13 protein-coding genes are annotated in these 14,905 nt (G+C 38.8%); 9 read left to right on the top strand and 4 right to left on the bottom strand.

The features are described 5' to 3' along the window. Nucleotides 1–82 precede the first annotated feature (82 nt). Both AC0VX1_RS15825 and AC0VX1_RS15820 read left to right on the top strand, forming a co-directional pair. Nucleotides 83–889, top strand: coding sequence for a carbohydrate ABC transporter permease (locus tag AC0VX1_RS15825; RefSeq protein WP_226990416.1), 807 nt, complete (start codon nt 83–85; stop codon nt 887–889). A gap of 17 nt (nt 890–906) precedes the next feature. Further along, the gene (locus AC0VX1_RS15820; protein WP_098864309.1) at nt 907–1,743 is read left to right on the top strand and encodes a PfkB family carbohydrate kinase; all 837 of its coding nucleotides are present in this window, start codon (nt 907–909) and stop codon (nt 1,741–1,743) included. A 38-nt stretch (nt 1,744–1,781) separates the two neighbouring features. On the opposite strand, the gene AC0VX1_RS15815 is transcribed toward AC0VX1_RS15820, so the two are convergent. Next, on the bottom strand, nt 1,782–2,540 hold the full coding sequence (locus tag AC0VX1_RS15815) for a GntR family transcriptional regulator (RefSeq protein WP_034307783.1): 759 nt from the start codon (nt 2,538–2,540) through the stop codon (nt 1,782–1,784). Nucleotides 2,541–2,858: 318 nt separating this feature from the next. Between AC0VX1_RS15815 and AC0VX1_RS15810 the strand changes: the two genes are divergently transcribed. Further along, nucleotides 2,859–4,052 carry a M14 family zinc carboxypeptidase gene (locus AC0VX1_RS15810; RefSeq protein ID WP_413010242.1) on the top strand — a complete coding sequence of 398 codons (1,194 nt, stop codon included), beginning with the start codon at nt 2,859–2,861 and terminating at the stop codon, nt 4,050–4,052. A 399-nt stretch (nt 4,053–4,451) separates the two neighbouring features. Further along, nucleotides 4,452–5,516 (top strand): M14 family zinc carboxypeptidase, encoded by a 1,065-nt coding sequence (locus tag AC0VX1_RS15805; RefSeq protein WP_400448205.1) that lies wholly within the window; start codon nt 4,452–4,454, stop codon nt 5,514–5,516. Nucleotides 5,517–5,911: 395 nt separating this feature from the next. Here the strand turns inward: AC0VX1_RS15805 and AC0VX1_RS15800 are convergent. Together AC0VX1_RS15800 and speB are read right to left on the bottom strand one after the other, a co-directional pair. Beyond that, nucleotides 5,912–7,260, bottom strand: a protein-coding gene (locus tag AC0VX1_RS15800; protein WP_475467897.1) for an IS3 family transposase whose coding sequence is annotated in 2 segments (ribosomal slippage) — nt 5,912–6,801 and nt 6,801–7,260 — 1,350 coding nt in all. Because the reading frame shifts where the segments join, the coding sequence is not laid out codon by codon here. A gap of 197 nt (nt 7,261–7,457) precedes the next feature. Further along, nucleotides 7,458–8,426 (bottom strand): agmatinase, encoded by a 969-nt coding sequence (speB, locus tag AC0VX1_RS15795; RefSeq protein ID WP_413011126.1) that lies wholly within the window; start codon nt 8,424–8,426, stop codon nt 7,458–7,460. A 410-nt stretch (nt 8,427–8,836) separates the two neighbouring features. Between speB and AC0VX1_RS15790 the strand changes: the two genes are divergently transcribed. Further along, entirely contained in the window at nt 8,837–10,183 is a 1,347-nt protein-coding gene (locus AC0VX1_RS15790) for an APC family permease (RefSeq protein ID WP_475467895.1), read from the top strand. A gap of 389 nt (nt 10,184–10,572) precedes the next feature. Here AC0VX1_RS15790 and AC0VX1_RS15785 read toward each other — a convergent pair whose 3' ends face one another. After that, the gene (locus AC0VX1_RS15785; protein ID WP_413022521.1) at nt 10,573–11,427 is read right to left on the bottom strand and encodes a MurR/RpiR family transcriptional regulator; all 855 of its coding nucleotides are present in this window, start codon (nt 11,425–11,427) and stop codon (nt 10,573–10,575) included. Between the two features lie 215 nt (nt 11,428–11,642). Between AC0VX1_RS15785 and AC0VX1_RS15780 the strand changes: the two genes are divergently transcribed. From AC0VX1_RS15780 to AC0VX1_RS15765, 4 genes are read left to right on the top strand one after another with little or no spacing between them, the layout of a single operon-like run. After that, nucleotides 11,643–12,047, top strand: a complete 405-nt coding sequence (locus AC0VX1_RS15780) for a PTS sugar transporter subunit IIA (RefSeq protein ID WP_063575813.1) — start codon at nt 11,643–11,645, stop codon at nt 12,045–12,047. Continuing rightward, nucleotides 12,047–12,517 (top strand): PTS sugar transporter subunit IIB, encoded by a 471-nt coding sequence (locus tag AC0VX1_RS15775; RefSeq protein WP_106027840.1) that lies wholly within the window; start codon nt 12,047–12,049, stop codon nt 12,515–12,517. The genes AC0VX1_RS15780 and AC0VX1_RS15775 overlap by 1 nt, the downstream gene beginning before the upstream one ends. Nucleotides 12,518–12,556: 39 nt before the next feature. Beyond that, nucleotides 12,557–14,143 (top strand): PTS system mannose/fructose/sorbose family transporter subunit IID, encoded by a 1,587-nt coding sequence (locus AC0VX1_RS15770; RefSeq protein ID WP_475467893.1) that lies wholly within the window; start codon nt 12,557–12,559, stop codon nt 14,141–14,143. Between the two features lie 9 nt (nt 14,144–14,152). After that, complete coding sequence (locus AC0VX1_RS15765; RefSeq protein ID WP_063577687.1) at nt 14,153–14,854, top strand: N-acetylmannosamine-6-phosphate 2-epimerase; 702 nt, start codon at nt 14,153–14,155, stop codon at nt 14,852–14,854. Nucleotides 14,855–14,905: the final 51 nt, after the last annotated feature.

Below are 14,905 nucleotides of genomic sequence, written 5' to 3'. Positions count from 1 at the left end.
GGAGATGCCTAAATCAACGATCGGAGTACCGGAATTAGTTGTGGAAGATCTAGAGTATGCAAGGAAAAGAAAAACCTATAATATGAGAATAGCCCTTGTTTATGCAGGTTTGATCGCCTACTTTCTTGTTGTTGCATATCCCTTATTATGGATGGTCATCAGTTCCTTCAAAAGCACAGAGGAAATTTTTAACCATAGTTGGTCACTTCCTCATACATGGTTGTTTGAAAATTATGTTACAGCTTGGAATAGTGGGATTTCTTCCTACTTTTTAAATAGTGTCATGGTTACTGGCATGACTTGTATGCTAACGGTTTTAGTAAGTGCGTTAGGTGCATACGGATTATCTCGCTTCGATTTTCGTGGAAAGGCTTTCATTTTGGTCATATGCTTAGGCGGTTTGATGCTATCTCCTCAAGTAAGCCTGATCCCTTTGTATAATATCATTCAGAAGCTTGGGATATATAACACCCATTGGGCGCTAATCTTACCTTATGTAGCATACAGAATTCCGCTAACCATCTTGTTGATTCGTGCCTACTTCCTGTCCATTCCGAAAGAACTGGAAGAGGCTGCCCGGCTGGATGGGTGCACAAACCTTGGAATCCTTTTTAGGATTTTCATACCCATGAGTAAACCTATTTTATTAACGACGGTAATTTTAACAGCTTACTATACATGGAATGAATTCATGTTCGCCATCATCTTTATAGATGATGATAGTTTACGTACGATACCTGCCGGTTTAATGCAATTCCGAGATGCATTGCAAACCGATTGGGGAGTGTTGCTTTCTGGATTAACGATTTCAGCGGCACCTATCGTCATTTTATTTTTATTCATGCAGAAGTATTTTATCCGTGGAATTGCTAGTGGAAGTGTAAAATGATAACAGGGGGAACAGGCATGAAGCTAATTGGAATTGGGGATAACGTAGTAGATTATTATAAAGACCAAGGAAAGATATATCCCGGCGGCAATTCATTAAACGTGGCAGTCATGTACAATCGTTTAAATGATGAGCAATCTTCATATATTGGCATTGTAGGAAATGATGGGGCGGCAGACCATGTGTTGGAGGTATTGCAAAAGGAAAAGATGGAGATCAGTAGAGTAAGACAAGCGGTAGGAGAGAACGGTATGGCCGTCGTCGCGTTGGATAAGGACGGGGACCGAATTTTCATTGGTTCCAATAGAGGGGGAATTCAATCCAGATTGGGGATTGTACTGAATGACAAGGATTTGGATTATATTCGGCAACACGACCTTCTTCATACAAGTGTTTATAGCCATATAGAGCATAACCTCCCATCATTAAGCCAACTCATTGACATTTCTTTTGATTTTTCGACAAATCAAGAGGAACACTATTTACAAAAAGTTTGTCCGTATGTGACATATGCATTTTTTTCAGGAAGTAATTTAAACACTGCAGAGTGCCATGCACTGATTCAAAAGGTGCATTCGTTCGGCTCAAAAGTGGTATGTGTTACTCGTGGGGAAAAGGGAGCACTCTTATCAATTGAAAATCAATTATATGAACAAGCTATTATCCAAACCAAAGTTGTAGATACATTGGGGGCGGGAGATTCATTTATTGCTGGTTTTCTCTCATCGTATGTCCAAGGGCAAGATGTAAATAAAGCTTTACAAAAAGGAGCTTTAGCTGCCTCCCAAACCTGTCAGGATTATGGAGCTTTTGGGTATGGTAAAGAATATATTCCTGACCATATGCTGGTTTAACATGATTTATAGATGGAAAAAGGTAACGAGATCCCGGATTAGGAGGGGGATTCGTTACCTTTTTCTTGCGACATGGAACTATCAATCGTAAAGGTCACGCGATTGGCAGGATAATATAAGAAGGAGGAATGGATGGGCTGCTTCTTTGCGTCATATGCCACTTTCTCCACTTTGAAAAGGGGATCTCCCACTTCGCACTCTAAAAATTTTGCTTCATCTGCATTTGCTAATACCATATTTAAAAGTTTCGTGTTATGAACAGGAGTTATATTATATTTATGTTTTATGATGTCATACATGGAAACGGAGTTATGGACATGTTCATTTAAATTAGGCAGAACCTTTAAGGAATAATGAGAAATTTCCAAGGTGAGAGGTTGATTATCATAGTATAAGATCCGTTGTAATTCAAGAACATCACTTTCAGGAGTAATCTCCAAGGATTTAGAAATATTAGCCGGTGCGGGTATGATCCCAAATGAAAGGATTTTAGTTTGAGGTATCTTCCCTAATTCTGACATATATTCAGCATGACCGTTAACAGCAAATAGTTCCCTTTTTACTTTAGGATATTGGACAAATGTTCCCTTTCCTTGTTGGCGTATTAGAAGACCCTCTTCCACCAAGTCCAAAACCGCTTTTCTAACAGTAATGCGACTTACTCCATATATGTCACATAATTCTGTTTCGGTTGGTAATCTTTCGCCAGGAGAGTAAATCCCTTTGTTTATATCTTCAATAATAGATTGTTTCAATTGCATATATAATGGCGTAGAACTATGAGTGTTGAGTTTCATGTTTTCCCCTTTCTCTTATTTTTTTCTTTTATTATAACGTAATGTGATGTTATAGTACAAATCATCAATTCGACTAAATGCATAGCCAATATATATATGGTTAAAGGCATCCGGCAACAACGATCGTTGTTGTGGGAAAATATGCATTTTTGCACTAACATAAAAAGAGTATATTTTAGTGCAGCTCCCAACTTTTAGCTCAAGCTAGTGGCAGCATCATAAAATAGCCATAATACGACACCAAATTCCAACATATTTCTACTTTTCCATTTTGTATAATGAGATAGAAAAATATTTTAAGGGAGTGATTGTTGTCATATGAAAAACAGGAAGGTTATTTCAACTCTGGGAGTTGCCGTTTTATCGGCGAGTATTGCGGCACCAGCATTTGCAGCTAATGAAACATCCCCGGGAACACCCATTCAACAAACTTATTCGGTTTCAGGTTTTACAGATCATGTTGAACTAGGGAAAAAGCTAGAACAAATTGCGAGTGATAGCCAAGGTAAAGTGAAAGTGGAGGTAGCTGGATATTCCAATAGACATAGAGAAATCTATAAAGCAACCGTAGGAACTGGCGACAAAGTCGTTTTCATTCAAAGTGAGATCCATGGGAATGAGAAAACTGGTACGGATGCCATCTTGAATATCTTGAAGTTTTTGGGGACCAACTCACCTGAAGCGGAAAAAATTCGTAAAGAAATTACCTTGGTAGCTTTGCCTAAAATGAATCCCGATGCCGCTGAATTGAACCGTCGCGGAAATGATATGACCTGGGCAGAGGTCGTCGACCAGTTTCCGCAGTTAGCAGGAGCGAATCCATCTTGGAACTACTATACATACAAAAATGAATCATTCGATTATGAGTCCAAACCAGGTTTCGATGTTAATCGTGACTTTAATCCTGATTTAAATTATATTCCTCAAGCTAAAGACTTCCCTGGAAAATCATCCACCCCTGGTTGGTTCATAACACCTGAATCACAAACAACACGTGATGTTTACAAGTCTCTACTGAAGCAATACGGTAAGGTGGAGATTTTTGTGGACCTGCATCACCAAGCTCCCTATTATGAAGTTGATGGAACGGATGATTTAGTCACCTACTCGATTTCCGCTCAATTTGTTCCTGATCCAAGCTCGCCTTCAGGACAGGATTATGCAAAATATGCAAAAAACTATAATTATGATTTTTCCAGACAATTGAATGTGGCGGTATATAATGCCATGAAAGCACAAGGTAATTCTCCATATGGGAATATATCCTTGTATCCGCAAAATCAAAACCTTCCTGGAACGGCTTTAGGAGCCTTTGCTTTAAACGGAAGCGGGACAGTACTCTTTGAAGTTAGAGGTCAAACTCAGTCTTTTGGCCAAAAGAAAAAAGGCATGCTCATTAAAGCAGTTGAAAGAGGCCTATATGGAATAATTGATGGAGTTACTGATGGCTCTGTATATAAAATCAATCCGGAACAATACGAGTCAATTCCACTGACGGAGGGCAGGCAATAATTAAAAGTGAGGAAAAGATAGTTTTATAACTTCCAGCATATATTGAAGTAACCAGACGGAACTCTAGGCAAATGTGTTCTATCTAAAAGGTAAGACAAAGTTGATTGGAGCGGGTGTTCGAGACTCCTGCTTAGAAAAGCGCGTCTAGGGGAGACCCCGCAGGCGAAAGCCGAGGAGGCTCCCCCGGCCGCCCGCGGAAAGCGAGTGCCCTACGTTCCAATCAACGTCAGACGAATGTCCGTCTGGTTTTTCTTCATCGGGAACAAAAATGTTTTTTGGTAGAAGAAAACTATTTGGAAACATAGTCATTTTTCACTATTAACATAAAGTAGTAAAAGTGTCAGAATATTATTAATAGTATTTTTTTCTGATTATTATATTTGATAAGGAGGGTTTTTATTGAATTTTAAAAAGAAGGTTCTATCAGTTTCATTATCTAGTTTAATGACGTTAAGCGCAGTAACAGCTGTTGCGTTACCTGTCGGAGCGGTTGGAAATGGTCCCAGTGCTGGAAATGGACAAGTGACAACTTCAAATCTTCATACATATGAAAGCCTGGTGAGCTATCTTAAAACGCAGGATGCTAAACAAGAAAGGCTGGCACTGGAAGTAATCGGGGAAACGGTAAAAGGAAGGGACATTTACCTAGCGAAGTACATCTCAAATCCTAAGAATCCAACCATACTATTTTTGACGCAACAGCATGGAAATGAACAACTGACTACCGAGGGTGCACTCGAATTCATTAAACATCTAGGCACGAACAAGACTAAAGGTATTTTGGATAATGTAAATATATTGATCATTCCCATGTTAAATGCAGATGGAGCCATGGGAGATGTTAATTTCCCTCTTGATGATTATTTAGCAAAAGGTGATCGGCATTTAACACGGGCAAATGCAAATGGGATTGACTTGAACCGTGAGCATGATAAAAAAACTGATAACATGCAAGTAGAGGTAAAGGCTTTACACGAAAATGTATTTGCGAAATACGATATAGATTACATGATAGATTTACATCATCAAGGGACGCTAAGCGAAACGGACGGTGAACTTGTTTCAGGTTCAATTCTTTATCCTACAAACCCGAACGTAAAGCCTGAAGTGTTAGAAGCCTCAAAAAAATTGGGTGCTGTCGTATATAACTCCATTGAACCAACTGGTTGGGGGCATATTGGTAGGTATGATGGCGGTTCTGGAGAAAATATAGGCCGTAATGGTGCAGCCGTTCGCTATGATATTGCCACACTGCTCTTTGAGATGCGAGGTATGTCGGACCACAATGTCGAGTCAGTAGCGCTTGGACAAAAAAGTAATGGCTATCTAATAAAGCAAACGGTAACCACTTTGGATGCAGCTGTCAGAGCTATTGCCGATGATTCAATTGAAACTGTCGATGCAAGCTTTTGGGACACCCTGCCAACACAATCAAATCGTCCCGGGATAGAATCGGACGAATAAAATGAAGACACATTCCATTCTTTCAGATGGGATGTGTTTTTTTATTTTCCTACACCGATAGACGAAGTTGTTATATGGAATGTAGCAGGACAAGGATAAAGATGACATAGAAAAAAAGCATCTGCTTTCACCTAAGAAGATGCTCAGTTTGTCGACAAAAGGGGGTTCGGAATGATTTCACATAGAACCATGATTTTAAAGGAAGATTAGATGTTCCTTAATGATTTTTGTTTTATGAAACCCTCAATGGATGGAAGAAATTTGCGACACTCCTGCAGAATAGCTCGCTAGCCGAGACACCACAGACGCTTGCGTCGAGGAGGCTTGGCAGACAGTCGGCGGAAAGGGAGCGGATTTCTGAAATTGATCTGACCCAATAAAGTTAGACATATAATTTAAGCAGCTTCTAAGACCTGAGTTCGGTATTCTATCGGACTCAGGTCTTTTAATTTTACCTTCATTCGTTTGTGGTTATAGTAATGTATATAATCATCTAATTCCTTTTCAAAGTGCTCCATACTTTCAAACTCTTGGAGATAAAGCAATTCAGACTTTAACAAGCCAAAAAAGTTTTCAATGACTGCGTTATCTAAACAATTTCCCTTACGGGACATGCTTTGTATAATGCGGGAATCTTTTAAGGTTTTTTGATACTTCTTCATTTGATAATGCCACCCTTGATCCGAATGGAGGATGACCGTATCTTCTGGTTTTAGGTGTTTAATCGCCTCATCTAACATATCTCCAACAAGTTTATAAACAGGGCGTTTCATCACTTTGTAGGCAATAATTTCACCATTACATAAATCAAGGATAGGGGATAGGTAACGTTTCTCTCCAAATAAATGAAATTCCGTTACGTCTGTTACCCATTTTTGATTCATTTTCTCGGCTTGAAAATCACGTTGTAAAATATGGGGGGCAATTCGACCAACACGCCCCTTATACGAACGATACTTTTTCATACGGACTAAACATTTTACGCCCATTTCCTTCATGAGGCGGTTGATGGTCTTTGGATTGTGAGAAAACCCATATTTTTTTAACTCTTTTGTGATACGACGATAACCGTAACGTCCTTTATGTTCATGATAGATAGACTGAATAGTGGCTTTTACCTTCGAATACTTATCTTCTCGATTCAAGCGTTTTTCCCAATAATAGTACGTGCTACGTGGAATATCAGCGACTTTAATTAAGGCCACAACCTCATAAATGGACTTTAGTTCATAAATTACTTGCGCTTTGATTTGGGTTGTAATTTTTCCTGCATTTGAACTAAAGTATTTAACTTTTTTAAATATGCATTCTCCATTTCTAGTTGTTTAATTCGTTCTTCAAGATCTTTAACCGAACCTTCAATTTGTTTGGATGGATTGATATCTTTTTTCATGGATGGTCTCCCCTTTTTCTTAGAAATTAGGGCATCTAATCCATAGGCATTAACATGTATTCTCCACGTCCGAATTAGCGCTGGAGATGAAATATTAAACCTTGCGGCTGCGTCGTAAGAAGATATACCCGTTTCATTCATATAATTAAGTACATCCATTTTAAACTCCGTAGAATAACTTGTATAGGATTTCTTAAATCCATCGGCTCCTTGAATTTGGTATAAACGAACCCATCCTTGAATCATTTGATACGAAACTTCAAATATTTTTTGAAGATCCATATAGCTGTGCTCACCTTCAAGGTAAAGTCGTGTAATGAATATTTTCTGTTCGGCAGAAAAATTAGCCATAAAAAACACCCCGTAAATGTTAATTTGGTGTCTAACATTTACGGGGCAGTTCAAATTTGTCTACAGTCTGAGCATCTGTTTTCATAAACAGGTGCTTTTTGAATTTCAGGACTTTATTTTGTACTTAGACTTTTATATCATTAGCTTGGATCTATCTGATCGATTAACAGTATCGGCCTATATGGCCAGTGTTTGTCCTATAAACTTTTTTCGGTTGAATTCTCCTTTTTTTCTTCTTCTTTTAGTTGTAAGGCTACTAGACTGGCAAAGTCATGAATGATGGTGGCTGCCAATAGTGATGTAATTTGTGTTGGATCATACGGCGGGAGGACTTCCACCAGGTCGAACCCAATAAAGTTGAATCCTTGCAGAGAGCGTATCATCTCTAGGGTTTCAAAGCTATTTAGACCGCCGACCTCCAATGTGCCAGTCCCTGGAGCGCAGGATGGATCGACAAAATCAATATCGAATGTCAAGAAACATGGTGTATCCCCAATGGTTTTCTTGACTTCCTTCACGACATCTTCGATTCCTCTCTTCTTCAGCTCGGGCGTAGTTATCACATTGTACCCTAGTTCTGTACTGGAATCTAAATCTCCTGGATGATTGAGCGTACCTCTGATGCCAATCTGGAAAACTTTATCCGTTTGGAGCAAGCCTTCCTCATATGCACGGATAAACGGGGAACCATGCCAGTATTTTTCTTCATAATAAGTATCCCAAGTATCTGTATGTGAATCAAAATGAAGAAGTGCAACAGGACCGTGGATTTTTGCGGCTGCTCTTAAATTAGCCAATGTTACTGAATGATCTCCTCCGATGCCTATTGGAATGATCCCGTTTTTCATCAAGTCTGACATAGCCTTTTCAATTAACTCATAGCTTCGATGTATATTATGGGGAATCACCGAAACGTCCCCGATATCAATTGCATTACATTCGTCAAAAGGAAATACCTTGTGAATGGGATGATAAGGAAACAACGTCATGGATGCTTGGCGGACTGCCTGTGGAGCAAACCGGGCTCCTACCCTGAATGAAGCAGCTGTATCAAAAGGCACACCTACCACTGCCAATTTGGCATTTTCCCTTGAAGAAGGTAAGCGCATAAATGATCCGGTGGTACAAAACTCTGGTTTAACATCAGGTGATAAAGGATATTTCATTTTTTCTATTCCTCCATTTTCTTATAACTATAGTAGTTTTGAAACTCATTAAATGAATTCCTATAGATGATTAATCATGCAATTACCATGCCAAGTCACTGTGAGTGATTTAACGAGGGTTTTTACAAGATAACATGGGCTTTGTGTATGCAAAGGCGAATAAGTTATGGGAAATTGAATCATCAATGAAGAGATACTGAAAGACTTCATATCTGTGAATCAATCAATTGTGGGTAAGAATACAGGAATTAAGGCGTTTTTCGTCTGTCGAAATAAACCGAAATCATGTGGCACAGAAATTGCATAAAGGTATACAGGTAAAACTTTTAAAAAAGAGGGAGGCATGGGGATTATTCTAGTTAAGAAATTGAACTCACTGGTTTGAAAGCGGTTTCAAGGAGGAATGATAGGTGGAAAATGAGGTTACATTGAAAAGATCACTGAAATTATGGCAAATCGTTATGATGGGGTTAGCATATATGACCCCCATGGTCGTATTTGATACATTCGGCATTGTATCTGGGATTACGGGCGGCCATGTGCCGACTGCCTATATCGTTGCATTGGTGGGGATGCTTTTTACAGCTGCCAGCTATGGAAAACTTGTAAAGGTTTTTCCTGCTGCAGGTTCTGCCTACACTTATACGCAAAAAGCGATTAACCCGCATTTAGGATTCCTGGTAGGATGGTCTTCGTTGTTGGACTATTTGTTTTTACCTATGGTCAATGCATTGTTGACCAAAATTTATTTGACAGCATTATTTCCAGGAGTTCCTACATGGATTTGGGTAGTATTGTTCGTAGCAATCGTCACCATTCTCAATCTCAAGAGCGTCAATGTACTTGCTAACTTTAATGCGCTTTTTGTTTTAATTCAGATTGCCATCATGGCAGTGTTCATCATTCTTGTTATCAAAGGATTGAATGATGGAGAAGGTACAGGAGAAGTGTTTACATTAATGCCTTTCGTAAATGAAGGGATGGACTTCTCGGCCATAATAACCGGAGCTACGATCCTTTGTTTTTCCTTTTTGGGATTCGATGCGGTAACGACCCTATCTGAGGAAACGCCGGATCCGAAAAAAACGATTCCAAAAGCGATATTTTTAACTGCACTTTGGGGTGGAATCATCTTCATTACCGCCTCTTTCTTTATTCAGCTCTTTTTTCCGGATATATCCCGTTTTAAGGAACCGGATGCTGCATTACCGGAAATCGCCCTTTATGTAGGCGGGAAGCTATTTCAATCCATTTTTCTTTGTACGACTTTCGTCAATACGCTAGCCTCGGGACTAGCATCACATGCCAGCGTTTCCCGTCTTTTGTATGTTATGGGCCGTGATAAAGTGTTTCCGGAAAAATGGTTTGGATTCATTCATCCCAAGTGGAAAACACCAGCCATTAATGTACTCATAGTTGGAGTCATTTCAATGTCTGCTTTATTCTTTGATTTAGTGACAGCAACGTCACTGATCAACTTTGGTGCATTAATGGCATTTACCTTTGTAAACCTTTCAGTGATCAGCCATTTTATCATTCGGGAAAAGGAGCACCGAACGATAAAGGGGTGTATTAAATACTTAATTATGCCTTTAATTGGAGCTATAGCAATTGGCATTCTATGGATCAACCTTGAGGCAAGTTCCCTAATAATGGGGACAAGTTGGTTCATTATTGGTTTTTGTTATCTATTATATATCACAAAGGCATTCAGGAAGGCACCGCCCCAATACCAAGTTGAAGAAATTCAGCTATGAAATTTTCGAAGGAGAAACGCATCCGATAAGGGTGCGTCAGAATGTAGACAAACTCGATGAAAATCGAGTTTGTCTACATTTTTTTTTTGGCTTGTACAAATTTGGACGTTGATTGGAACGTAGGGCACTCGCTTTCCGCGGGCGGTCCGGGAGCCTCCTCGGCGCAATTGCGCCTGTGGGGTCTCCCTTAGACTCGCTATTCCCGCAGGAGTCTCGCACCTTCCGTTCCAATCAACTATGTTTAAAAATTTAGATGGAAACCCCTTTTGTCTACAAACTGAACGCATCCTAAAAAGGATGCGTTTTTTTATATGCAATCCTGAAATGCCTATGAATTAATACATACCAAGCCTCTTAACGAAATGTAGTAAAACACATCCTTAAGCAGGCTATCTTCTTAGACGTAGAATTTCTTCACGTGCTTTTTGATAGTTATCTATGGTTTTTTTATCGATTCGATGAAAAACACTTAAGTAAAGAGCATCAACCATGTTAAGTTGCATGATTCTAGATGCTATACTACCGATTCGTTGATCATGTTCGATGTCAGGAAAACAAAGTTGTATACTTGCTATTTTCAATAAAGGCGACTTTGTATAAGCAGTTATTGCCAATACTGGTACGTTTATCTTTTTTGCATATGAAGCCATCTCCAATATATCTTTTGTTTTTCCGGATGTGGAGAAAATGACCAATGCGTCTTCTGGTGTGAAATTGGAAATGTAGGAAATCACTGTATGAAAGTCAGTGTTCATTCCTGTAGTAACGCCAAGTTTAGCAAATTTATTACTAGCATCCAATGCAGCCGTAGAGGAGCCCCCAACACCAAAAAATGCAATTTTCTTTGCTAGACTTAAGCATTCTACTGCTTTTTCAAACTCTTTTTTGTTAAGCGTTTGTACTAAAGAGTCTAAAGCGAATTTATTGCTCATAGTTACTTTTTGGAAAAGTTGATAGGGCGTATCATTTTCACGCAGTAAAGAAAGATCATTAATGTTGGCATTATTTGAACTCATTTCTTTCACCAATGTATGTTGAAAGGTTTTAAAGCTGTCTATACCCATTCTTTTACAAAAACGCACAACACTAGCTTGGGAAACATTTGCGTTGGTTGATATTTCAGAAATCGTGTAAGTTTGCACCAAATCCGCATGGTCCAATATATATTTGGCTACTTGCCGTTCAGCACGAGACAAGGAATCGGCTTTTTCATTTATTTTTTGTAATAAAGTTAAGCTCATGATATGTCTCCTTTATTAAATATTTTATTAAATGATGTAAATCCCTATTGTTTCATTTATATCATAAATGAAATGTTTTTTGCACATAATGCAAAAAAAAATGCCATAATTGAAATTTTATTTCTTATATTTTTAATAAAACCTTGATTTTTTAATTCTTTTTCAATAAGATGTACTTGTGTGAATATTCAAAAAATAAGTTATAAGGAGGAGATAGTTTGAATCGGGCCATTTTACTTGTAAGTCATGGGAATTTAGCTTCGACTATGAAAGACTGTGTAGAGCTTATAGCAGGGAAACAGAAGCAACTCTTTGCATTGAGCATGGATGATCAAGTAACGTTAGATTCATTTGCAAGAGAACTGGAATCGGCAGTCAATCAATTGTTGGATTGGTACAAAGAAATAATCATTCTGGCAGATATTAAAGGGGGTACCCCATGCAATGCAGCTACACTTCAAGTGTTGAAAGATAGCCGGGTACAAGTAATCGCTGGTTTTCATTTAGGTTTAGTTATTGAATCTTGCCTTTCACCTGTAAGTCCCGAAGAGCTTATAGCTAATACCTCTATGAGTATTAGCTATATAAACTCTACAGTTAACCCCATAAAGGAGGAATTGTAATGAGTATCGTTGTTACCCGTATCGATGAACGACTCATACATGGGCAAGTTGCTTATTCATGGAGTGTTGCTTATCAAGTCACAGAATTTATTGTAATTGATGATAGGGTTGCAACCGACCCTACACAACATTTGTTACTAAGCTTGGCAGTACCTTCGGGGAAAAGACATGCTATCCTTTCTGTCGAAGATGCAGTCAAATATCTGGTTGAGCAGTCTGATCAGGAAAAAACGTTTATTGTAGTAAAAAGTCCTCGAGTCCTTTTATCTCTCATTGAAAAAGGTATCATTCTGCCTTCTATAAATGTAGGCGGCATGTACTATAAAGTAGGAAAACAGGAAATAAGTAAAACAGTCTATTTGGATGAAGAAGATAAATCTATTTTTCTCAAGATTAGAGATCACGGGATCCCTTGTGAGATCAGAACCTCTCCTAATGATAAATCGATTGATTTATTCACCAAGATTTAAAGGTCGAAAAGATAGTCAGAGTAAAAAGGGGGAGGAAAAGTGGAAATTGAGTTAATATCAGCGATTTTGTTAAGTGGTTTTGTTGCAATTCTCATGACCGAAAATTATGGATATGGATATTGGATGATTAGCCGTCCCATTTTTGCTGGGCCATTGATGGGACTAATAATGGGAGACCTACAGACTGGATTGATTGTAGGGGCCAGTGTGGAATTGATGTTTATGGGGGTCTTGCCCATTGGAGGCAGTGTTCCTCCTAATGCACAAATTGCTGGTCTAATTGGGACTATTTTCGCGATTAGTGCTGGGGGGAAGCCTGAGGTTGGAATTGCTCTGGCATTACCAATCGGTATTTTAGCACAATTTTTAATCATGCTAGCTTGGAACTTTAATATTTATCTAGTGCATCGGGCAGACAATGCTTTACAAGAGCTAAATCTAAAAAGGGCAGAACGGCTTCACCTTTTTGGAATAATCGTTTTTTTTACAGTGATGTTCATTCCAACTTTTTTAGCCGTTTATTTTGGCAGTGAATTTGTAAATAATATCGTAGGCTCAATGCCTTCTTGGTTTATGGAAGGGTTAAAGATTACAGCAGGGATCCTACCTGCAATTGGAATGGCCATGCTCCTGAAAATGATGAACTTCAAGAAGTTTTGGTCATTTTTCCTAATTGGATTTGTTCTGGCAGTCTACTTGGAACTAAATGTACTTTCGATAGCCTTTTTGGGTCTTGGAATCGCGGTCAGCATTACAGCAGTGGGAACGAAAGGAAATGATAGTGGAACTTCCCGTGATTCCTCCCGCAAGAGTACAGCTAAAACGACGATTCTGACAAGGAAAGATTTAATGAAAACATTCTTCCGCACTTTCTTCAGTATGACGTCTATAAATTATGAGCGTTATGGCAGTTTAGGATTCTGCTATGCGATATTGCCGGCACTCAAAAAACTATATCCAATTAATCAGGATTTAAAAGAATCGGTTGTTCGTCATAATGAATTTTTTAACTGCCATCCGTATACTTCCAATGCCATCATAGGTGTTACTCTTGCACTTGAAGAACAACGGGCACAAGGTAATCCCATCACATCCGATACAATTTCTTCTACGAAAGCCGCATTGATGGGACCGCTCTCTGGAATTGGCGATTCTGTTTTTAAAGCAACTTTTATGACCATTTTTGCTGCAATCGGCGCTGGTTTGGCGTTGGATGGAAATTCACTTGGACCCATTATATTTATTGTGCCAAACGTCTTGCTCAATATTTTTTCTCGTTACTACGGTATTGTCTATGGGTACCAGTTTGGGATAAGCCTCATCCTTAAAATGAAAGACTCTGATGTGTTAAATAAGTTTGTTCAGGGAGCTACCATTGTAGGATTAATGGTAACAGGATCAATGGTAGTGAATTTTGTTAAAGTGGCCGTGGCTGCTAAATGGAACTTTGGTGGAAAAGAAATAAATTTACAAGAACTTCTTGATTCAATTTTACCTGGGCTTTTACCGCTCCTTTTAACACTTGGTTTCTTATGGGCATTACTTAAATATCAAAAAGCTATCTACTGGTTAATCCTCCTTTGCTTTATGGTAGGATTAGCTGGTAAATTCTTGGGGGTTGTTTAGGTGGTAATTATGGATAAAAAAAACGTACTGGAATCTATTAAGAATGGATTGATAGTTTCGTGCCAGGCTAGAAGGGGATGGCCGATGTATGGGGCGGAAATCATGGGCGCATTAAGCAAGGCTGCAGAAAAGGGAGGCGCAGTTGGTATTAGGGCTACCGGGCCAGAAAATATTAAAGCGATTAAAAAGGTAACAAAATTGCCTGTATTAGGTATTCACAAGCAATGGACCGAAGAATGTGAAGTATATATTACTCCTACCTATGAAAGTGCTATAAGCATTATTGAGGCTGGAGCGTCAATCGTAGCATTAGATGGGACTCAACGAAAGCGCCCCCATGGAGAAACGGTAGAAAGAATCATAGGTAAAATCAATAGTGAGCATCCCAATATTTTAGTGATGGCAGATTGTGCGACTTTTGAAGAGGGACTAATCGCAGAAAAATTCGGTGCTGATATAATATCAACCACATTGTGTGGGTATACAGAGGAAACAAAATACGTGAAGGAGGTTGATTATGACCTTATTCGAAAACTCTCTTCTGCCTTAAATATCCCCATCATCGCTGAAGGGCATATTCATACGAAAGATCATGCTAGAAAAGCTATTGAAAGTGGAGCTTTTGCAGTCGTAGTAGGAACGGCCATTACTCGCCCGGAAATTATCACAAAAAGGTTTGTAGATGAGTTAAACCTGTTGGTTGGAAAATAGAAGTTTCAATATATATTTTGAGTATTTTTTTAAGCTTAACAGTCCTAGGAT

The sequence above is a fragment of the Peribacillus sp. QJM3NY_7 genome, assembly GCF_056173225.1.
This window is presented reverse-complemented; position numbering and strand designations above follow the sequence as displayed.

Excerpts from the sequence above, each read along its gene's own strand:
- AC0VX1_RS15825 (WP_226990416.1), top strand. The coding sequence starts at position 83 with ATGAGAATAGCCCTTGTTTATGCAGGTTTGATCGCCTACTTTCTTGTT.
- AC0VX1_RS15820 (WP_098864309.1), top strand. The coding sequence starts at position 907 with ATGAAGCTAATTGGAATTGGGGATAACGTAGTAGATTATTATAAAGAC.
- AC0VX1_RS15815 (WP_034307783.1), bottom strand. The coding sequence starts at position 2,540 with ATGAAACTCAACACTCATAGTTCTACGCCATTATATATGCAATTGAAA.
- AC0VX1_RS15810 (WP_413010242.1), top strand. The coding sequence starts at position 2,859 with ATGAAAAACAGGAAGGTTATTTCAACTCTGGGAGTTGCCGTTTTATCG.
- speB (WP_413011126.1), bottom strand. The coding sequence starts at position 8,426 with ATGAAATATCCTTTATCACCTGATGTTAAACCAGAGTTTTGTACCACC.
- AC0VX1_RS15775 (WP_106027840.1), top strand. The coding sequence starts at position 12,047 with ATGAGTATCGTTGTTACCCGTATCGATGAACGACTCATACATGGGCAA.
- AC0VX1_RS15765 (WP_063577687.1), top strand. The coding sequence starts at position 14,153 with ATGGATAAAAAAAACGTACTGGAATCTATTAAGAATGGATTGATAGTT.